Consider the following 18,741-nt stretch of genomic DNA (forward strand, 5'->3'; position numbering starts at 1 on the left):
CTTTCAGTGACGCGTAGCTATGGATTTCGTACCGCGGCTTCCGTACTCTTCGCCCCCATGTGGAGCATCGTTCTCATTTCGATCGTCAGTTGTTTCGTGATAGCCGCTGGATTCGCGTGGGGGCTGCCCGGCGACTGAGACGCCTGGCGGAAGGCCGGTCGATCACCGGATCACGCGTTCGCAGTGGTCGTTGGCGACTCGGGCACCACCGAGCGTTTCAGTCCGGGTTTCGGCGAGCGAGCCGGGCGGCGGTGACGTCGGCCGTCCAGAGGGGCTGGAGCATGTGCCAGTCGGCGGGGTGGGCGGTGATGCCCGCCGCGAATCGATCGGCCAGCGCCTGGGTGGTCTCACGCACTCCACGGCTGGTGTCGATAGGTGGATCCACCCGGACTCCCCAGCCGTCGGGCGTATACCAGCAGTGCACGGGGAGAAGTGGCGCGCCGGTGTCGATGGCCAGCCGAGCCGGACCGGCCGGCAGCCGAGCCTGCTCACCGAAGAAGGTGACCGGTACGCCTGTACCGGACAAGTCGCGTTCCCCGAGCAACCCGACTATCCGCCCCTGCCGGATCCGGGCGAGCAACTGCGGGAACGGCGGCGTCGCGGTGCCGGTGAGGGGGATGATCTCGAAGCCCAAGCGTTCACGGAAACGAACGAAGCGCCGGAACAACGATTCAGGCGCGAGCCGCTCCGCGACAACGGTCGGCGACCCGACGCGCTGCACCAGCCAGACCCCCGCCAGGTCCCAATTACCGCTGTGCGGCAGGGCGAGCACCGCTCCGGTGCCGCGTTCGACCGCCCGGTGGATGTGTTCGAGTCCGGTCGCCGAGGATTCGATGGCGTCGGCCAGGCGCAGCGGGTCCATCGACGGCAGCCGGAAGGCTTCGCGCCAATACCGGGCATAGGAGCGCAGGCTCGCCAGGATCAGCGGCTGCGGCACCTCCTCCGGCGCGGTGCCCAGGACCCGGGAAAGGTTCCGCCGCAATTGGTTCGGTCCGCCGTTCCGAGCCGCGCGTTCGGCCCCCACATCGAAGAGGCGGACGGCCAGTGGTTCCGGCAGGGCGCGCACCAGCCGCCAACCCGCGGCGTAACCGAGATCCCATGCCCTGGCCGCCGGCTGCATCGGTCACCCGCCTGCGGCCTGCGTCGTTTCGTCGGTCGCCATGGCAGGCGTTGCGGCGACAGCGTCGCTGAATACGGGCAGATCGACCGCGCCCGGCATCGGCGCGCTGGTATCGACCGGCTCGCTCCGATGGCTGAACAGGTCTGATGACGGTCGGTTACTTCGATACATTCCGGGGTTCTCCGCTCACTCGCGATCGATGGCACCCGACTGGGTGGCGTACCGCGAAGACACGATCGCCGCCGCCGCGAATTCGGCGGTCACCTCGAGAACCCCACACTACGCCTGTGCAGATCAAACGGAATGGTTTTTATCGGAAGTGCGCCGAACCGCTCCTTGGAAGAGATCCGCGATAATGGCGACGACCGCAGGCCGGTTCCCTTCGCGATGTCCGACGACGAGGACAACCACCGCGGCTGCTGTCGACGGGCAGGCCGCCGCATCGATGTGTCAATGACACGATCACGCCAATCCACGTTCATCCCTGGACAGACGCGCCCCGGCCGAGGCAGCCTATCGCCCTGAGTCGCTGGATCGATGAATCAGCGGACGTATCTTCACTCGAGCAGTACCAGCAAACTTCAAGGAGAACTGGTTATGCAACGATTGAGTTTCACGCGTCGCCTCGCCACCGCTTTGGCCGCCTCGGCAGTGTTGGCAGCGCCCTTCGCCGGACACGCCGCCGCCCAACCCGCCACGGTCGATTGGTCCGCCGCCGCGCAGCAACTGCGGACCGCCGCGGCCGGTAATCCGGCGGCGGAGCAGGCGGTGGATCGGCTGATCGCCTCCGGACAGCTCGCGAAGGCAGGTCAGGTCGCCTTGCCCGCCCAGCCGTTCCAGGTTCCGGCGCAGTCGGATATCGGACGCGGTGAGGGGCCGGGCGTGTACGGATCGGGAATCGCCCTCGGGATGGACGGATTCCGCATCGGGTTCTTCGGCGGGCCCGGCACCATCTCGCCGAACCAGGGCGGCGCGAAGCTCGAGGCGCTGTGGATCAATCTCGCGAACGGACGCAGCGGCACCGAGTTGCTCTACGAACACAACGACGTTCCGGTGGACACCACCATCCGCAGCCGCGCCCTGGACACCGGCGCGGGGCCGGTGGTCGCCGCGGTGTACGGATCGCTGTGGCATCGTTGGTCGGTGCCCGTCAGCGACATGAACCCGGATGGGTACGCCTACCGGTTGGGCACCATCTCGGTTCCGTCGTTCGGCGCCGTCTACAACTGAGTACGAAAGGCCCCGGCTCCCGCCGCCACAGGAGCCGGGGCCATCGGTTTGTCGGAAGTTATGGAATTCCGTAGCTTTTGGGTTCGTGAGCCTGGAAGACCGAGTCGCCGAGTTGGAACGGCGGCTCAGCGCGCTGGAAGAAAGAATTCGTCCCGACGACCTACCGCCGGGCGCCGAGCAGTGGGCGGTGGCTCGTTTGCGGGACGAGTTCGCCGCGGCCGATGAGCCCGACGGCGGCGTGCTCTTCGCCGGGTCGGTCCGTTTGCCCAACGACCAGCAGCGCGAGTGGCAGGCCCGGTTCACCACCGGCGACCTCATCGAGGACGACTGGGCCGAGACGGCGGAATGCCTTGCCGCGCTGGGCAGCCCGGTGCGGCTGCGGCTGCTGCGCGAGATCATGGGCGGGCGGCGAACCGCGGCCGAACTGGCCGGAGTGGACGGTGTCGGCGACTCCGGCCAGATCTATCAGCACTTGCGGCAACTGGCCGCCGTCGGTTGGCTGCACACCGCGGGGCGCGGGCGATTCGAGGTGCCCACCGCCCGGGTGGTGCCCCTACTCGTCGCCCTGGCCAGCGCTCGCCGCTGATTCCGGCGGCACTCCGGCGGCCACGTATCCGGCGGTGGCGAGCATCCCACCGATCTGCTCGTAGGTCGCCCGCTCCCGGGGCGCGACCGTCGCCAGGCCGTCCACATAGCGGTTGAACATGCAGAACGCCGAAGCGATGAGGACCGTGTCGTGGATGTCCTCGTCCTTGGCGCCCGCGGCGCGCGCGTTCTCGACGTCCGCCGCGGTCACCTCGAGTCCCGACCGGCGCACCTTGTCCGCGATGCGCAGCAGCGCACGCAGTTTCGGATCGATCGCGGCGGAGTCCACGTCTTCGATGACGGCGTCGACCAGCTCGCGACCGCCGTCGACCAGCGCCGCCGCGGTCGCCGCGTGCGACTGGGTGCAGAAATAGGTCTGGTTGCGCGACGACACGTACGCGGCGATGGTTTCGCGCTCCCCCGGCGTCAGCGGGGACGACCCGCGCAACAGGGTCTGCGCGAATTCACTGAGCGCCGTTCCGGTTTCGGGCTTGAAAGCGAACAGGCCGCGGATGCCGGGCAGATCGCCGGGAATGTCGATGAACGGTGCACGGTCCTTCGGATCGGACATTGGCCGCGTCTCCCTTCGAGCGGTCTCGAGACGTTGCGAGGGTAGCGCTACCGGCCGGTAACGGCGGGCGAAAAGACCGAAATCGGACCGGCGAGCGCTCTCACCCGCGGTGGACCCGACCGAACCGAGACGGGTTTGTCCGTTTCTGCTGTGACCTGTCACACTCCGCACTGCTACGGTGGCAAGTCACACGCCGTACCGGTTCGCTAGGTCGAGGACCGACGCGAGGGTTTTTTGTGGAGGTTGTTCGACATGAATTTGGCCCACACGCTGGAGGCCGTGAAGGCGCTGGGTGTGCTGCGCAGCCGGGGTGTCACCGATCCCCGGAAGCCGCTGGAGACACTGCGGACGATGAAGGAGTCGCGCATCCTCGGCCCGCAGGCGACGTTGATCCGGCACTCCGCGCGCGTGGCGCCGGACGCTCCTGGCATCGTGGACGAGGCGGGCGCCCTGACCTACCGCGAACTGGACGACCGGTCGACGGCCGTCGCGCGCGGCCTGCGAGCGGCGGGCATCTCCGAAGGCCAGGTGATCGGCGTGCTCGCGCGCGACCACCGCGGGCTCATCATCGCCATGGCCGCCGCGGGCAAGCTCGGCGTGCGAGTCGCGTTGATGAACACCGGATTCGCGAAGCCGCAGTTCGCCGAGGTGTGCGCCCGCGAGAAGGTCAAGGCGGTGCTGCACGACAGCGAGTTCCTCGGCCTGCTCGACGCGTTGCCCGCCGACTTGCCGCGCTACATCACCTGGGTCGACGAGGGCGCCACACTCCCCGAGGGTGCGCAGACGCTCGACGACCTGGCGGCCGCCAACTCCGCCGAGCCGCTGCCCGCGCCGAGCAAGCCCGGTGGCTTCATCATCCTGACCAGCGGCACCACCGGCCTGCCGAAGGGCGCTCCGCGCACCAAGGTCACTCCGCTGTCGACGGCGCAGATGGTCGACCGCATCCCGTTCCCGCAGCGCGGCACTCAGGTGATCGTCTCGCCGATCTTCCACAGCACCGGCCTGGCCACCTGGCTGGTCGGCGCGGCGCTGGCCAACAAGGTCGTGGTGCGCCGCCGGTTCGACGCCGAGGCCACGCTCGCCCTGGTCGCCGAGCACAAGGCCGACATGCTGGTGGCGGTGCCGACGATGCTGCATCGGATGGTCGAACTCGATCCGGCGATCCGGGCGAAATACGACACGTCCTCGCTGAAGTCGATCGTGCTGGCCGGTTCGGCGCTGTCGCCGGAACTGACGATCAAGGCCACCGAGGCGTTCGGTCCGGTGCTCTACAACCTCTACGGCTCCACCGAGTGCGCCGTGGCGACGGTGGCCAACCCGGAGGATCTCGCCCTCGCGCCCGGCACCGTCGGTCGCGCACCGATCACCTGCGAGGTTCGGCTCTACGACGACAACGACCAGCGCGTCACCGCCACCAACACCACCGGCCGCATCTTCATCCGCAGCGGCGCGCCGTTCGAGGGCTACACCGACGGCAGGAACAAGCAGATCATCGACGGCTACATGTCCAGCGGCGACGTCGGCCACTTCGACGAGAACGGCCTGCTCATGGTGGACGGCCGCGACGACGACATGATCGTGTCCGGCGGCGAGAACGTCTTCCCGCAGGAGGTGGAGAACCTGCTGCTGGAACGACCCGACATCTTCGACGTGGCCGTGGTCGGCGTGGACGACGCGGAGTTCGGCAAGCGCCTGCGCGCCTTCGTCGTTCCCGAGCCGGGCTCCTCGCCCGACGGCGAGGAGATCAAGGCGTACGTGAAGAACAACCTGGCGCGCTACAAGGTGCCGCGCGAGGTGGTCTTCCTCGATGACCTGCCGCGGAACGCGACCGGCAAGCTGCTGCGCCGCGTGCTGGTCGAGTACGAGGTCAACGCCTGATGAACAACGGGCCGGGCCACCGCGCCCGGCCCGTTACCAGCGGGTAGCGCCCGCTGAGATACGTGACACAACCGGTTACACAAGCTTGCTAGTGTTAGCACCAGCACTGGGTATCGAAATTGCGATCCGCACCACCCGGAGGATCACCGGGTGATACCGCCGGAAGGTTGTCGTCGATGTCTCTTTCCCTCCCCGCGTTGGGCGGCGCCGCCCGCAAGGCGGGCGATCTGGCCCTTGGCGTGAACGTGATGGTCAAGCGGCGGCTGTTCAATCCGCTGCGCCCCGACCATGCCGCTCGGTCGGCGTTCAATATCTTGAAGTTCGGGCCGTTCGCGGGTGTCGTCATGCATGCCGCGCAGACGAGGCCGCACGCCGTCGCGATCGTCGACGAGCGCGGGGAGCTGACTTTCGGCGGCCTCAACGAACAGTCCAACGCCTTGGCCCGCGGGTTGCAGAGCAAAGGCATCAATCCCGGTGACGTGGTGGCGATCCTGGCGCGCGACCACCGCGGCATGGTGCTGAGCCTGCTGGCCACCGGCAAGCTCGGCGTGCGCGGCGTGCTGATGAACACCGGGTTCGCCAAGCCGCAGTTCGCCGACGTCGCCGAGCGCGAGAACGTCAAGGCGGTGCTGCACGACAGCGAGTTCATCGACCTGATGAGCGCCATCCCCGCCGCGATCCCGCGCATCCTCACCTGGGTGGACGAGAAGGACAACGCCGATCCGGCGATCCCGACCGTCGATTCGCTGATCAGCGGGCAGTCCGGCGCATCGCTGCCCGCCCCGGCCAAGCCCGGCGGCATCGTCATCCTGACCAGCGGCACCACCGGCACCCCGAAGGGCGCCCCGCGCGACCGGGTCAGCCCGTTCGCCTCCGCTCAGTTCGTCGACCGGGTGCCGTTGCCCGCCAACGGCACCATGATCATGGCGGCGCCGATCTTCCACGGCACCGGCTTGTCCCAGTTCACCCTCGGTCTCGCGCTGGGCAACCGGGTGGTCTTCCAGCAGCGCCGCTTCAATCCCGAGCAGACCTTGGCGAACATCGAGAAATACCGGGCGGATTCGCTGATCGTGGTGCCCACCATGCTGCAACGCATCCTGGACCTGGATCCGGACGTGCTGGCGAAGTACGACGTCAGCAGCATCAAGGTGATCTTCGCGGCGGGCTCGGCCATCGCGCCGGACGTGGTGACCCGCACGCTGGACCACTTCGGCGACAGCCTCTACAACCTCTACGGCTCCACCGAGTGCGCCGTCATGACCGTCGCGACGCCCGAGGACCTGCGCAAGGCGCCGACCACCGCCGGTAAGGCTCCGGTCGGCATCCGGATCGTGCTGCTCGACGAGAAGCGCAAGCCGATCACCGAGCCGAACGTAACCGGGACCATTTTCGTGGACAACGGCTTCGCCTTCACCGGCTACACCGACGGTCGCGGCAAGGAGATGGTCGACGGCATGATGTCCAGCGGCGACGTCGGGCACTTCGACGCCGACGGCCTGCTCTACATCGACGGCCGCGACGACGACATGATCGTCTCCGGCGGCGAGAACGTCTTCCCGCTCGAGGTGGAGAACCTCATCGCCGGTCGCGACGACATCTTCGAAGCCGCGGTCGTCGGCGTCGAGGACCGCGAGTTCGGCAAGCGGCTGCGCGCGTTCGTCGTTCCCGGTCCCGATTGCAAGCGCGATCCACAGGAGATCAAGGACTACGTCAAGGCGAATCTCGCCCGCTACAAGGTGCCGCGCGAGGTGGTCTTCCTCGACGAGCTGCCGCGTAATGCGACCGGCAAGCTGCTGCGCAAGCCGCTCATCGAGATGGAGGTCGACGCGGGCTGAGCGGCGCGCGTGCACGGTCTTCGTGGCGGTGCGCCTGCCGCCCGCCCGGAAGGCCGAAGTATTTCCAGTTGGAAGCTGCATGTCGCACCGGTTTTCGAGGCGTGCCGATGCGGTCGGACGCGGGCAATCGGTCCGCTATCATCAGCGGGTGAGTTACGAGTTCGACCGGTCTGCCGCGGGACGTCGCGGCGCCGTCGCGCGGGTGCGCGGTGGCTCGGCCGGTGCGATCTCGGGGGCCATTTCCGTCGCGGCGCACGGCTGGGCTTCCGGCGGCATGCTGCCGGACACCACCGCGCCGGCCCTGCTCGCCGCCGCGTCCGCCGTGATCGGCGCGCTGGTCGCGGGTCTGGCGCCGCTGCGCGAGACGTCGTCCGGGCTGGTCGCGGCGCTGGTCGCCGGGCAGCTGCTCGGGCACTTCACCATGGGGATCAACTCGGGACACCTGCATCACGGTGATGCCCAGCTGACTCCGGCCATGCTGGCCGCGCACGTGTGCGCGGCATTCGCGGCGGCCATTGTGATCCGGGGGGCGGAGTCCGCGTACCGGATCGGCACCGCGGTGCTGCGCCGGGTGCTGCCGGTGCGGCACACCCCGCCCGTCGTCGCGGACCGCGCTCCTTTGCGGACGGTCCATCGTGACCGGGTCGTCCTGCGTGTTTTCGCCACCGAGGCGCTGCGCACACGTGCTCCGCCGCTCGCGGTCGTTCTCTGAATTCTTTTCCACACCCGGTGCACGCGTGGCGTGCGTGTCGCTCATCGTCACGGTCTTTCCTCGTGCAGCGCAATGTCGCCGCGCACTCTCGTGCCCACGCCTGAGCGTGCCGACGCGACGCCGTCCACCGGGTCGCACACCTTTCTTCCGTGCGGTGCCGAGATCGCGCTTCCGTCGAATGAGCGCGTCCGCAGGTGATTCCGCGACGGCTGTCCGCGCAGGACGGTCGCCGCGCCGGTCGCGTGCCCACGGCCGTCAGGAAAAGGGTTGCGTCCCACCCGGGTTCCGCCGTCAGAAACGAAATGATCGTGAGTACAACAGAAACTATTTCCGACGCCGACTTATCGGAGCCGTCGGATTCCTCCGGCCCACGCCGGGCCACCGCGCGTAACAGTTTGTACGCGCTGGCCATGCGGCTGCACTTCTACGCGGGAGTGTTCGTCGGGCCGTTCATCCTCATCGCCGCCGTCACCGGCGCGCTCTACGCGATATCGCCGACGCTCGAGTCGATCGGGTCGCGCGACCTGCTGACGGTCACCGCGACCGGAACGCCGAAGCCGCTGTCGGAACAGGTCGGCGCGGCCGTCGCCACGCGGCCGGATCTCCAGCTCGTCGCCGTCGCCCCGGCGGGGGGCGCCGAAGACACCACCCGGGTGCTGTTCAGCGACCCGTCGCTGGGGGAATCCGAGCGGCGTGCGGTGTTCGTGAACCCGTACACCGCGCAGCCGGTGGGCGATTCCGTCGTATACGGCAGCTCGGGTGCGCTGCCGATGCGCACCTGGATCGATCGGTTGCACCGAGACCTGCACCTCGGCGAACCCGGCCGGCTCTACAGCGAGCTCGCCGCGTCCTGGCTGTGGATCGTCGCGCTGGCCGGGCTGGTCATCTGGGTGCGCCGGGTGCGCAGCAGGCGGGCCCGCAACGGCTGGGGCTGGCTGTTAGCGGCCGATCGGTCGCAGCGCGCGCGAGGCCGCACCATGAACTGGCACGGTGCGGTCGGAATGTGGGTGCTTCCCCTGGCGCTGCTGCTGTCGGCGACCGGCATGACCTGGGCGACCTACGCGGGTGCGAATGTCACCGAACTGCGTCAGCAGCTCGGCTGGACCACACCCGCGGTCAGCACCGCGCTGCCCGGAACCGCTGCTTCGAGCCATGATTCGGGTTCCGAGCACCATGGCGGCGGCCACGCAGAGCACGCGCCCACCGCCCCGGCCGAACGGATCGCCCAGCTGGATCGGGTCTACGCGACCGCTCGCGCCGAAGGCATCACACAGCCGGCCGAGATCGCCGTGCCGGCCGCGCCGGGCAAGGCGTTCGCGGTGAAGGAACGCCGGATGCCCGGCACCTACACCGTCGACTCCGTGGCCGTCGACGGCGCGACCGGCGCGGTCACCGACCGTCTGCCGTACGCCGACTGGCCGCTGATGGCCAAGCTCACCAACTGGGGCATCCAGTTCCACATGGGGCTGATGTTCGGGTTGCTCAATCAGTTGTTGCTGCTCGCGGCGATGATCGGCCTGATCACCGTGATCGTGCGCGGCTACCTGATGTGGTGGCGCAGGCGGCCGACCCGCGATGCGGGGCGGTTCGTGCTGGGCCGGGCCCCACGACGCGGCGCGTTGCGCAAGACCTCGCTCTGGCTGGTCGTGCCGCTGGTGGCCGCCGTGCTCGTGGTCGGCTGGTTCGTCCCGCTGGTCGGGTTGAGCCTGCTCGCCTTCCTCGCGATCGACGTGCTGCTCGGCCTCGCCGGACGGATGCGCGCCGCCGCTTAACCACACATTCGCGGGCGAAGGCCCGTCACCCCCAACGACCTACCGAAACGTCACGGGTATGGCCGTCGCTTCGCCATGCCTTCGAAACCAAGGATTTCCCATGCAGATCACGAAACTAGCCCTGGCCGCCGCGTTCACCACCGCTGCCGTGAGCATCGCCGCGGGCACGAGTTCCGCCGCTCCCGAGGTCGCTCCGGTGGACGGCGCGTCCGTCGAGGCCACATCCACGGAGGCCGCCGAGGCTGTCGGTTTCACCGCCCACGCCACCGAGACCGCCAGCATCATCAGCATTGATTCCGGCTCGCTGGTGGTCGAGGACCAGGCGCTGAAGGTGAAGGCCGCCGACGGCACCGTCGTCGCAGGCACGCCGTTGACCTTCCTGGTCGACGAGTTCGAATTCCCCATCGCCGCGGAGGTCTCCGGCCGCACCGCGACGCTGACCCCGCAGTTCGACCTGGCGCACGCGGTCTACAAGCCGGTCGCCCTGCCGTTCGAGGACAAGGCGCCGTGGAAGACGGAGTACGACCGTGAGCAGGCGGCCTGGTCCCGGATGACCAGCACCATCTCCATGGGGGCCACCATCGGCACCCTGGTCGGCGGCATCGGCGGGGCGGCGGTGGGCTGCGTGCTCGGCGGCATCGCCGGCGCGACCGTCGCCGCCGCCACCATCGTCGGCATGTTCGGCCCGTTCATCCCGGCCGCCGCCGTCGGCTGCCTCGGCGGCATCGTCGCCGTCGGCGCCCTCGGCACGGTCGCGGGCCAGATCCTGGTGACGGCCCCCGTGGCGATCGGCGCGGCGATCATGTACTTCAGCACGATCAACTCCCCCATGCCCGCTCCGCTGAAGTGATTTCCGGCCCGGCATCGAGACCGACTCACTCGATGCCGGGCCCCGCTTGATTGACCCGAAGGCCCATTTCGGCGAGCAGGCCGCGGATGTGTCGTTCGATCTCGGTGCGGATCGCGCGGACGGTGGCGCGGTCTTGTCCGGCGGGGTCGTCGAGCTTCCAATCGAGATAGCGTTTTCCGGGGTAGTAGGGGCATGCGTCGCCGCAGCCCATGGTGATGACGACGTCGGAGGCTTCGACAGCTTCGGGCGTGAGGATCTTCGGCTTCCGGTCGGTGATGTCTATGCCGATCTCGTTCATGACTTCGGCGACCGCAGGGTTGATCTCGTCGGCGGGGGCCGAGCCTGCGGAGCGGACCTCGATTTCGTCCTGAGCGAGGTGGGCGAGCAGGGCGGCGGCCATTTGGGAGCGTCCGGCGTTGTGGACGCAGACGAACAGCACGCTCGGTGTGGCTGGCATCGCGGCCTTTCAGTGCGTGTCGATGGTGTCGCGAGGGATGACGGCGTTGTCGGCAGCGGAGGCGGTGGCCGGGTAGAGGATGGCGACGAGGGCGAGACCGGCCAGTGCGCCGAGGAGTTGGGCGGCGAGGTAGCCGGGCACGGAGGCGGGAGCGATTCCGGCGAAGGTGTCGGAGAAGACGCGGCCGATGGTGACGGCGGGGTTGGCGAACGAGGTGGAACTGGTGAACCAGTACGCCGCTCCGATGTAGGCGCCGACCGCTGCCGCGGACAGGGCCGCTCGCCCGCTGCGGGCCAGGCCGAAGACGACGGCGATCAGTCCGGCCGTGGCGACGACTTCCGCGATCACATGACCGGTGGTGATGCGATGGTGGGTGGAGATCTGCATCGCGGATCGATCGAACATGACGTTGGCGACGATCGCTCCGGCGACGGCTCCGGTCGTTTGGGCGGCGATGTAGCCAGGGAGGTCTCGGCCGGAAAGGCCGGTGCCTTGGCGTCGCCCGAGTAGCCAGTCCACCACGGAGACAACGGGATTGAAGTGTGCGCCCGACACCGGCCCGAAGACCAGGATCAGCACCGCGAGTCCGAGAACGGTGGCGGTGGAGTTCTCCAGTAGCTGCACGCCGACGTCATCGGGCGACAGTTGCTCGGCTGAGATGCCGGAGCCGACGACGACCGCGACGAGTAGAGCGGTGCCGAGGAATTCGGCCAGTAGCCGCCGCGTCAGGTCGGTCATCGCGCCGCTTCCGGAATGGTGATGTCGAGCAGGCGGGACAACTGCCGCAGCGCGGCGGGTTCGATGCGGTAGTACACCCACGATCCACGCCGCTCGCTGCTGAGCAGTCCGGCTTCGCGCAACACCTTCAGGTGATGGGAAATGGTCGGCTGGCTGACGTCGAAGCCTTCCGACAGGTCGCACACGCACGCCTCCCGCCCGGCATGACCGGCGACCACCGACAGCAGCCGCAAACGGACCGGGTCCGACAGCGCTTTGAAGACGCAGGCCAGCTCGATGGCGGCGTCGGCGGTCAGCGGTTGGCGGATCATCGGCGTGACCTCACACGATGGTGAGGTCACGCCGACGAGCGGTAACTCCTGTTTCGACACGGGTCGATATTGATATATATCGAATCCACGGGCAAGCGAACACCTGGTGAACGCCGCCCGGGGTCAGTGGCAGCAGGTGGCGCCCGAGTCGATTGCCTCCTTCTTGGCGGCCGAGCCGCAGCAAGCACCTTCGGCGGCGGCTTCCTCGGCCGTGCCGCAGCAAGCCTGAACCGCCTCGGCGTCGGAAGGCGTGGCCGCACGGGTGAGTTCGCGTGCCGTACCGAAGGTTTCACTGTCGGCCAGCACGGTGTAGACCTCCCAGCGTTCGGCGTCCGGCGCGGTGACCCAGACTTTGTCCTGCGTGGCGAAGCAACAGGTGGTGGCGATCTGCTCTTCGGTGAACAACCCGGCTTCCGACAGGCGGGCGATCTCGGCGTGCACCTGATCGGAGGTTTCGACTTCGACGCCGAGGTGGTTGACGCTGCCGCCATGGCCGGGGTTCTCGATCAGCACGAGTTTGAGGGGTGGTTCGGTGACGGCGAAGTTGGCGTAGCCGGGCTTGCGTTTGGCGGGTTCGGTGCCGAACAGGGTCGAGTAGAACCGCACGGCTTGGTCGATGTCGTCGACGTTGAGGGCGAGTTGGATGCGGGACATGACTACCTCCACTTGTGTGACATATATCGAAGAACCGGTTCGGTGCCGAGTCTGCCACCTTTTCGACATATGTCAATGAAATGGGTAGAGTCGATCGCATGCCCAAGACGCTGCCCGTGATCGACATGTCCGCCCCGGTCTGCTGCGCGCCGGTCGCGGCGGGACCGGTCGACGACGACGCCGCGCTGGCGGTGGCGTTGCGGTTGAAAGCGATCGCCGACCCGGCGCGAGTGAAGCTGCTGTCACTCCTGCTGACCAGCACTTCCGACGAGGAGAACGGCGGCGATCTCGCCGCGGCGGTCGGATTGTCGGAGTCGACGGTCAGCCATCACCTCGGCCAGCTGCGCAAGGCCGGTCTCGTGGAATCCGAACGGCGCGGCATGAACACCTTCCACCGCGCCCGCCGCGACGCCCTAGCGGCATTGTGCTTCGTCCTCGACCCCAACTGCTGCCGCTGACACCTTTGCCACGGGCAGCACTGCCGCGAGCGCCTCTGTTCCCTTCAAGATCAACGGCACACGGTGGAGAGGCTTACTCGCGAAATGCCACAGCCATGTGCCGTTGATCTCGAACTCACTTGGGAAGCGCGGTGACGCATTCGTACATGTGGCCGTCGAAGGAGCCGAGAGGGGCCACGCTCCAGAGCATTCCGGTTTCTTCCATGGCGGGGGTGTAGATTTCGCTGCCCGCGCTGTTGAAGTAGCCGAAGGACGTTCCGGGGAACTTCTTGCCGGAGGAATTCAGGTATTCCGTCATCGAGTCGACGAAGGCGGAGAAGCGCGCGGAGTCGCTGGATTCCTCTTCCGCTACCGCGGCGGCGTTCTGCGACCAGTCGTCGTATTGCTCCATCAGCGAACCGGAGGGCGCGGGTGTGCCGGACGGGAAGGCGATGGCCTCGTAGATTCGGGAGCGGTCGCGGAACCCCGACAACGTCCAATAGATCGACGACGCGTCGCCACGATCGACGCCAGCGTTGTCCGACATGTGGCACACGCCGTACGCGTGGACGTCCAGTTTCAAGCCGAGGCGGCTCAGCCAGCCGGGGAGCGCGTCCTCGAATTGGCTGAGACACGCCTCGTCCTCGCTGCCGTCCTCTTCCGCCTCGGCGGCAGCCATCAGGCAGGCGAGCTGGTACGCGCCGTAGGCGTCGTCCCGGCCGCCGTTGGAGCCCTGAATGCGCTTCTTCAGCGCCTCGGGATCGCGCCTCTCGCTGCGGGTGGGCATATCGAAGATCTCGGCCTTCTTCATTCGGACCCTCCTTCACTCGATCATCCGGCATCTGTTCGTCCTCAACCCTGACCAGACCCGGGCCTGCCGTCCTCGCACATTCCGGGTGGTTCTCACGCTCGGGCTGTGCGGCATATCGGTTCCGGAGACGCCCGGGGCGGGCGGGCCGAGTCGGTGGCGGGAACGGCGGAGCATGCCGACTCGCCGGCGGTCGAGGACCGAATGCCGGAGGTGAAGACCGCCGTCGCCGCGACCGCCGCGCTTCCCGGCGCCAGGCGGTAGTACGGCAGGAACGATCGCGCACGCCCTAGATTGTGTTGTGCCAGAACGATTGTCGGCTGTCCTGGACAGATGTCGCGTTGGCCGCGAACCGCTCTTTGTGAACCTCGGGCAAGCCCTGGAGCTTTCGCGAATCCACACGTCACGACGGCTGCCCGAGGTCTATCGCAATACCAGGGCCGCCCCCACGCCATGGGCGAAATCGACAGCGGTACGCGAACTGGACGCATTGGCCGCCGACGTCGTCGTCTGAATTGATTCGGGAAAAAAACATGGGCCTGATCGGGCCGGAGACCTGGTCCGATGGCGCTGGGCGGCACGTGTGACGAGGATTCCGCTCTGTTTGCCCCCCAACGACCCGGGTAAGCGGCCAATGTCCCGAGTCGCCCCACAAGGGAGCGCTTGTCAACCGAGAGACGCCCAGCCGCGAGACGATGCGAGTGGGCGAGGAAAGGGGTAGCAAGTGAGCACAATGGCCGCCACGGTGGACGTCGAGGTTCCGGTTCGCACCGCCTACAACCAGTGGACGCAGTTCGAGTCGTTTCCGCAGTTCATGGAGGGTGTCGAAGAGGTAAAGCAGATCGATGACCGGCATACGCACTGGCGTGTTCATGTCGGCCCGTCGACGCGGGAGTTCGACGCGACCATCACCGAACAGCATCCCGACGAACGCATCGCCTGGAAGTCCGACAGCGGACCCAAGCACGCGGGCGTCGTGACGTTCCATCGGCTCGACGACACCCACACCAGGGTGACCACGCAGATGGACGTCGATCCCGAAGGGTTCGTGGAGAACGTCGCCGACAAGCTCGGTGTGCTGAAGCACCGGGTGAACGGTGACCTGGAGCGCTTCAAGCACTTCATCGAGCATCGGGGCAGCGAGACCGGCGCGTGGCGCGGCGACATCCCGCGTCCGGACGCCGGCGGCACCGCGACCGAACGCGGCACGGCTCCCCGGCCCGGCGCCGGCGGAACCGGCATGCCAGGCGCCGGCGGAACCGGCATGCCGGGCGCCGGCGGAACCGGGAACCCGGGAACGGGCGGAACCGGTAGCCCGGGTGTCGGTGGGACCGGCACACCCGGCACGTGGCCCGGCGGAACCGGTAGCCCGGGCGTCTGACCAGTGCGATGACGACGCCCCCTGGGTCTCCCAGGGGGCGTCGTTCGCGTCAGGCGGAGTCGCGCTCCTCATCGGTGTCGGCCGGATGCGCTTCCGGCGGCACCTGGACCGGGCGCAGCAGCGCCCAGGCCACGAAGGCCACCGCCACCACGCCCATGCCGAGCCCGGCCCACAAATTCACGTTCACCCCGCCGGTCTTGGCCTGCTCGGCGGCGGTGTCGTGCACCAGTCCGGTGACCACGAGAACGATCGCGTAGCAGCCGAGCAATGCGCCGACGATGGTACGGATATCGAAAAACATTGCGGCGATTCCTTATCCGACGAAGATGTTGAGCGCGATCACGAGCACGAGCGCGATGCCGGCCAGCAGGACCGGGCGCTGGTACCAGGGCAGTGTGTCGGCCTCCGGGTCGGTGCGCACTTCCTTCGGCGTCTCCGAGTAGACCAGCCCGATCAGTTCCGCCGCCGGTTTCGGCTGGGTCACCTGGGTGACCAGGACACTGACGAGGATGTCGACCACGAACGCGACACCGGCGGCGACGAAGCTCGCCCCTTGGCCGGACAGCTCGAAGACCTTCGTCTGGTGCAGGATGAAAACGACTATGGCCGAGGCTGTTCCGCAGACCAGACCGGTCCAGCCCGCGGTCGGCGTCATCCGTTTCCAGAACATGCCGAGGATGAACGTGGCGAACAGCGGCGCGTTGAAGAAGCTGAACAGGGTTTGCAGGTAGTCCATCATGTTGCTGAACCCGGAGGCGATGAACGCGGTGAAGATCGCGGCCACCGTCGCGCCGATCGTGGCCAGCCTGCCCACGCCGAGGTAGTAGCCGTCCGCGCGGTCGCGCCGCACGTACTGCTGCCACAGGTCGTAGCTGAACACCGTGTTGAACGCGGAGACGTTGGCCGCCATGCCCGCCATGAATGCCGCGAGCAGACCGGCCAGCCCCACACCCAGCAGGCCGTTGGGCAGCACGTCCTTCATCAGGTACAGCAGCGCCTGGTTGTAGGTGGTGTCGCTCTCGAAGTCCGGATTCGCCGTCACCGCCGCCTTGTACTCCGCCATCTGCGGCACCAGCACCGCGCTGATCATGCCGGGGATCACCACGATCAGCGGGATGAACATCTTCGGATACGCGCCGATGATCGGCGTGCGCCGCGCCGCGGAGATGGAGTGCGTCGCCATCGCGCGCTGTACCTCGACGAAGTTCGTGGTCCAGTACCCGAACGACAGCACGAATCCGAGGCCGAACACGATGCCGAGGATCGAAAGGAAATCGTTGGAGAATCCGCTCAGCGCGTTACCGGGCCACGATTCCAGCTGCGCCGCGCCGCCCGGCGAGGCGGACACTTTGTCGCGCAGCCCGTCCCATCCCCCGACCCGGTGCAACCCGACCAGGGTGAGCGGCAGCAGCGCGGCCACGATGATGAAGAACTGGAGCACTTCGTTGTAGATCGCCGCGGACAGACCGCCGAGGGTGATGTAGGACAGCACGATCACCGCGGCGACGATCACCGAGACCCACAGCGGCCAGCCCAGCAGCACGTTCACGATCGAACCGAGCAGGTACAGGTTGACCCCGGCGATGAGGATCTGCGCGACGGCGAAACTCAGCGCGTTCACCAGGTGGGCTCCGGTGCCGAAGCGGCGGCGCATGAATTCCGGCACGCTGCGGACCTTGGAGCCGTAGTAGAACGGCATCATCACCACGCCGAGGAACAGCATGGCGGGTACCGCCCCGATCCAGAAGTAGTGGAAGGTCGGGAAACCGTACTCCGCGCCGTTGGCGGACATGCCCATGATCTCCACCGCGCCGAGGTTGGCGGAGATGAACGCCAGGCCGGTCACCCAGGCCGGTAGCGAGCGCCCGGACAAGAAGAAGTCGATGCTGGATGACACCCGTTGCCTGGCCAGAAGGCCGATGCCGAGCACGAACACGAAATACAGGGCGACCAGCGCGTAGTCGACGGGTTGCGCGTCCAGGCGGAGGGTCTCGGCGGCTTCCAGGTGCGGTGGCGAAGCGGCCGGGTGCAGGCCGGGCACGGCGGCGAGAACGGACGAATCGATGAGCGGCACAGCGTTCCTCCTGGCGGTGAAACCGGGGCGGCGAGCGAGGTCGTTCGTCGTGCGAGAGCCGCGTCGGGCTGGTCCTGCCCGGCGCGCGCGACCTCCTCGTCGTCCGCCGAATGGTGTCGGCAGACACCACTGTGCGCGATCATGCCCAACGGCGTGGCACATTCGCGCACAAATCCGGTCGGTCGCTCAGTCGAGCCGGTGGGCTCCAGAGGCGGGGACCACCACGAAAGTGCGCGGATCGGGCAGATCCGCGTCGGCGAAACGCTGCCGCACCGACTCCGCCACCGCCGTGGTGCGGTCCTGGTCGACGAGCGCGATGACGCTGCCGCCGAATCCGCCGCCGACCATCCGCGCGCCGTGCGACCCGGCCGCCAGCGCGGCGTCGACCGCCGCGTCGAGGGTCGGAGTGGACACCTCGAAGTCGTCCCGCAGCGAGACGTGTCCGGCGGTGAGCACCGGGCCGATTCCACGCGGGTCGACCACTTCCCGCAATTTTTCGGCAACCGCGAGCACCCTGGCGTTCTCCGTCACCACATGCCGGGCGCGCCGACGCAGCACGTCGTCGGCGATCCGGGTGGTGTCCGTCGCCGACGCCACGTCGCGCAAGGTCCCGACGCCGAGCGCCTCGGCCGCCGCAGCGCATTCCGCGCGGCGCTCGGCGTAGCGGCCGTCGGCCAGTTCGTGCGGCTGGCCGGTGTCGACGACAAGGAGTTCCAGCCCGAAAGCGCCGAGGTCGAAAGGGATCTGCTCGGCGCCGCGCGGCGCGGCGGTGTCGGCGGCGAATGCCCGCACGTCCAGCAGCAGCGCGTGCCCGGCGGTGCACAACATCGCGGCCGATTGGTCGAGCAAGCCGGTGGGCGCGCCGACGTAGTCGTTCTCGGCGGCGCGGGCCATGTCGATCAGCGTGCGATCGGTCAGGCCGGGCGCGAACAGATCGCGCAGCGCGATGGCCACCGCGCAGGACAGCGCCGCCGAGGACGACAGGCCAGCGCCGATCGGCACCGCGCCGTCGAGGTCGAGATCCGCGCCGGGGATCCGGTGTCCGCGCCGGGTGAACTCGGCGACCACGCCGAGCGGATAGCGTGACCACCCGGGCACCCGCGCCCGCGCGCCTTCGAGGTCGGACACCGCGACGAGCACCGGCTCGCCGGGACGCTGCCGCGAGCCGACCCGCACCAGCCCGTCCGTGCGCGGCGCCGCCGTACACCGCGCCACCAGCGGCAACGCGATCGGCAGGACGTAGCCGTCGTTGTAGTCGGTGTGCTCACCGATGATATTGACCCGCCCCGGCGCCACCCATGTCCGCACACTCGCTCCTCGCTGTCCCG

The 18,741-nt window shown here is 68.1% G+C and carries 19 protein-coding genes and 1 pseudogene; 10 read left to right on the forward strand and 10 right to left on the reverse strand.

Annotated elements, in window-relative coordinates; genetic code table 11:
* Positions 1-217: 217 nt before the first annotated feature.
* Positions 218-1,120: a phosphatidylinositol mannoside acyltransferase gene (locus tag ACWEH3_RS22660; RefSeq protein ID WP_450024015.1), complete on the reverse strand. Its 903-nt coding sequence runs from the start codon at positions 1,118-1,120 to the stop codon at positions 218-220.
* Between the two features lie 597 nt (positions 1,121-1,717).
* Between ACWEH3_RS22660 and ACWEH3_RS22665 the strand changes: the two genes are divergently transcribed.
* Positions 1,718-2,350, forward strand: coding sequence for a hypothetical protein (locus tag ACWEH3_RS22665; RefSeq protein ID WP_397077362.1), 633 nt, complete (start codon positions 1,718-1,720; stop codon positions 2,348-2,350).
* A gap of 85 nt (positions 2,351-2,435) precedes the next feature.
* Positions 2,436-2,936, forward strand: coding sequence for an ArsR/SmtB family transcription factor (locus ACWEH3_RS22670; protein ID WP_450024012.1), 501 nt, complete (start codon positions 2,436-2,438; stop codon positions 2,934-2,936).
* On the opposite strand, the gene ACWEH3_RS22675 is transcribed toward ACWEH3_RS22670, so the two are convergent.
* Positions 2,904-3,506, reverse strand: coding sequence for a carboxymuconolactone decarboxylase family protein (locus tag ACWEH3_RS22675; protein ID WP_450024010.1), 603 nt, complete (start codon positions 3,504-3,506; stop codon positions 2,904-2,906). The genes ACWEH3_RS22670 and ACWEH3_RS22675 overlap by 33 nt on opposite strands.
* 252 nt (positions 3,507-3,758) lie before the next feature.
* On the opposite strand from ACWEH3_RS22675, the gene ACWEH3_RS22680 reads away from it, so the two are divergent.
* From ACWEH3_RS22680 to ACWEH3_RS22700, 5 genes are all read left to right on the forward strand, one after another.
* The gene (locus tag ACWEH3_RS22680) at positions 3,759-5,384 is read left to right on the forward strand and encodes an acyl-CoA synthetase (RefSeq protein ID WP_450024008.1); all 1,626 of its coding nucleotides are present in this window, start codon (positions 3,759-3,761) and stop codon (positions 5,382-5,384) included.
* Positions 5,385-5,560: 176 nt separating this feature from the next.
* On the forward strand, positions 5,561-7,219 hold the full coding sequence (locus ACWEH3_RS22685) for an acyl-CoA synthetase (protein WP_450024006.1): 1,659 nt from the start codon (positions 5,561-5,563) through the stop codon (positions 7,217-7,219).
* Positions 7,220-7,367: 148 nt separating this feature from the next.
* Entirely contained in the window at positions 7,368-7,931 is a 564-nt protein-coding gene (locus ACWEH3_RS22690; protein WP_450024004.1) for a hypothetical protein, read from the forward strand.
* 302 nt (positions 7,932-8,233) lie between these two features.
* The gene (locus ACWEH3_RS22695; RefSeq protein ID WP_450024002.1) at positions 8,234-9,703 is read left to right on the forward strand and encodes a PepSY-associated TM helix domain-containing protein; all 1,470 of its coding nucleotides are present in this window, start codon (positions 8,234-8,236) and stop codon (positions 9,701-9,703) included.
* 100 nt (positions 9,704-9,803) lie between these two features.
* Positions 9,804-10,553, forward strand: coding sequence for a hypothetical protein (locus tag ACWEH3_RS22700; RefSeq protein ID WP_450024000.1), 750 nt, complete (start codon positions 9,804-9,806; stop codon positions 10,551-10,553).
* Between the two features lie 25 nt (positions 10,554-10,578).
* Here ACWEH3_RS22700 and ACWEH3_RS22705 read toward each other — a convergent pair whose 3' ends face one another.
* From ACWEH3_RS22705 to ACWEH3_RS22720, 4 genes are all read right to left on the reverse strand, one after another.
* Complete coding sequence (locus tag ACWEH3_RS22705; RefSeq protein ID WP_450023998.1) at positions 10,579-11,010, reverse strand: arsenate reductase ArsC; 432 nt, start codon at positions 11,008-11,010, stop codon at positions 10,579-10,581.
* Positions 11,011-11,019: 9 nt separating this feature from the next.
* Positions 11,020-11,748: an aquaporin gene (locus ACWEH3_RS22710; protein WP_450023996.1), complete on the reverse strand. Its 729-nt coding sequence runs from the start codon at positions 11,746-11,748 to the stop codon at positions 11,020-11,022.
* On the reverse strand, positions 11,745-12,059 hold the full coding sequence (locus tag ACWEH3_RS22715; protein WP_450024047.1) for an ArsR/SmtB family transcription factor: 315 nt from the start codon (positions 12,057-12,059) through the stop codon (positions 11,745-11,747). Before ACWEH3_RS22715 ends, ACWEH3_RS22710 begins: the two co-directional genes overlap by 4 nt.
* A gap of 123 nt (positions 12,060-12,182) precedes the next feature.
* Positions 12,183-12,713: an ArsI/CadI family heavy metal resistance metalloenzyme gene (locus ACWEH3_RS22720; RefSeq protein ID WP_450025451.1), complete on the reverse strand. Its 531-nt coding sequence runs from the start codon at positions 12,711-12,713 to the stop codon at positions 12,183-12,185.
* Positions 12,714-12,811: 98 nt separating this feature from the next.
* On the opposite strand from ACWEH3_RS22720, the gene ACWEH3_RS22725 reads away from it, so the two are divergent.
* Positions 12,812-13,171, forward strand: a complete 360-nt coding sequence (locus ACWEH3_RS22725; protein ID WP_450025449.1) for an Rv2640c family ArsR-like transcriptional regulator — start codon at positions 12,812-12,814, stop codon at positions 13,169-13,171.
* 115 nt (positions 13,172-13,286) lie between these two features.
* On the opposite strand, the gene ACWEH3_RS22730 is transcribed toward ACWEH3_RS22725, so the two are convergent.
* Positions 13,287-13,961: a hypothetical protein gene (locus ACWEH3_RS22730; RefSeq protein WP_450025447.1), complete on the reverse strand. Its 675-nt coding sequence runs from the start codon at positions 13,959-13,961 to the stop codon at positions 13,287-13,289.
* 105 nt (positions 13,962-14,066) lie between these two features.
* Between ACWEH3_RS22730 and ACWEH3_RS22735 the strand changes: the two genes are divergently transcribed.
* Together ACWEH3_RS22735 and ACWEH3_RS22740 are read left to right on the forward strand one after the other, a co-directional pair.
* Positions 14,067-14,222 carry a hypothetical protein gene (locus tag ACWEH3_RS22735; protein ID WP_450025445.1) on the forward strand — a complete coding sequence of 52 codons (156 nt, stop codon included), beginning with the start codon at positions 14,067-14,069 and terminating at the stop codon, positions 14,220-14,222.
* Between the two features lie 469 nt (positions 14,223-14,691).
* Positions 14,692-15,138, forward strand: a pseudogene (locus ACWEH3_RS22740) (SRPBCC family protein); the annotation flags it as partial.
* Between the two features lie 250 nt (positions 15,139-15,388).
* Here the strand turns inward: ACWEH3_RS22740 and ACWEH3_RS22745 are convergent.
* The 3 genes from ACWEH3_RS22745 to galK form a co-directional block, all read right to left on the reverse strand.
* On the reverse strand, positions 15,389-15,640 hold the full coding sequence (locus ACWEH3_RS22745) for a hypothetical protein (RefSeq protein ID WP_450025441.1): 252 nt from the start codon (positions 15,638-15,640) through the stop codon (positions 15,389-15,391).
* 12 nt (positions 15,641-15,652) lie between these two features.
* Positions 15,653-17,344, reverse strand: a complete 1,692-nt coding sequence (locus ACWEH3_RS22750) for a sodium:solute symporter family protein (RefSeq protein WP_450025455.1) — start codon at positions 17,342-17,344, stop codon at positions 15,653-15,655.
* A gap of 255 nt (positions 17,345-17,599) precedes the next feature.
* A complete protein-coding gene (gene galK, locus ACWEH3_RS22755; protein ID WP_450025439.1) occupies positions 17,600-18,721 on the reverse strand; it encodes a galactokinase in 1,122 nt (373 codons plus the stop codon).
* Positions 18,722-18,741 lie beyond the last annotated feature (20 nt).

It is taken from the genome of Nocardia sp. NPDC004718, assembly GCF_053601535.1.

What these genes read in the sequence shown, in the direction of transcription:
- ACWEH3_RS22730 (WP_450025447.1), bottom strand. Translation starts at nt 13,961, where the DNA reads ATGAAGAAGGCCGAGATCTTCGATATGCCCACCCGCAGCGAGAGGCGC.
- ACWEH3_RS22705 (WP_450023998.1), bottom strand. Translation starts at nt 11,010, where the DNA reads ATGCCAGCCACACCGAGCGTGCTGTTCGTCTGCGTCCACAACGCCGGA.
- ACWEH3_RS22720 (WP_450025451.1), bottom strand. Translation starts at nt 12,713, where the DNA reads ATGTCCCGCATCCAACTCGCCCTCAACGTCGACGACATCGACCAAGCC.
- ACWEH3_RS22745 (WP_450025441.1), bottom strand. Translation starts at nt 15,640, where the DNA reads ATGTTTTTCGATATCCGTACCATCGTCGGCGCATTGCTCGGCTGCTAC.
- ACWEH3_RS22695 (WP_450024002.1), top strand. Translation starts at nt 8,234, where the DNA reads ATGATCGTGAGTACAACAGAAACTATTTCCGACGCCGACTTATCGGAG.
- ACWEH3_RS22665 (WP_397077362.1), top strand. Translation starts at nt 1,718, where the DNA reads ATGCAACGATTGAGTTTCACGCGTCGCCTCGCCACCGCTTTGGCCGCC.
- ACWEH3_RS22660 (WP_450024015.1), bottom strand. Translation starts at nt 1,120, where the DNA reads ATGCAGCCGGCGGCCAGGGCATGGGATCTCGGTTACGCCGCGGGTTGG.
- ACWEH3_RS22700 (WP_450024000.1), top strand. Translation starts at nt 9,804, where the DNA reads ATGCAGATCACGAAACTAGCCCTGGCCGCCGCGTTCACCACCGCTGCC.
- ACWEH3_RS22710 (WP_450023996.1), bottom strand. Translation starts at nt 11,748, where the DNA reads ATGACCGACCTGACGCGGCGGCTACTGGCCGAATTCCTCGGCACCGCT.
- ACWEH3_RS22725 (WP_450025449.1), top strand. Translation starts at nt 12,812, where the DNA reads ATGCCCAAGACGCTGCCCGTGATCGACATGTCCGCCCCGGTCTGCTGC.
- ACWEH3_RS22680 (WP_450024008.1), top strand. Translation starts at nt 3,759, where the DNA reads ATGAATTTGGCCCACACGCTGGAGGCCGTGAAGGCGCTGGGTGTGCTG.
- ACWEH3_RS22685 (WP_450024006.1), top strand. Translation starts at nt 5,561, where the DNA reads ATGTCTCTTTCCCTCCCCGCGTTGGGCGGCGCCGCCCGCAAGGCGGGC.
- ACWEH3_RS22675 (WP_450024010.1), bottom strand. Translation starts at nt 3,506, where the DNA reads ATGTCCGATCCGAAGGACCGTGCACCGTTCATCGACATTCCCGGCGAT.
- ACWEH3_RS22715 (WP_450024047.1), bottom strand. Translation starts at nt 12,059, where the DNA reads ATGATCCGCCAACCGCTGACCGCCGACGCCGCCATCGAGCTGGCCTGC.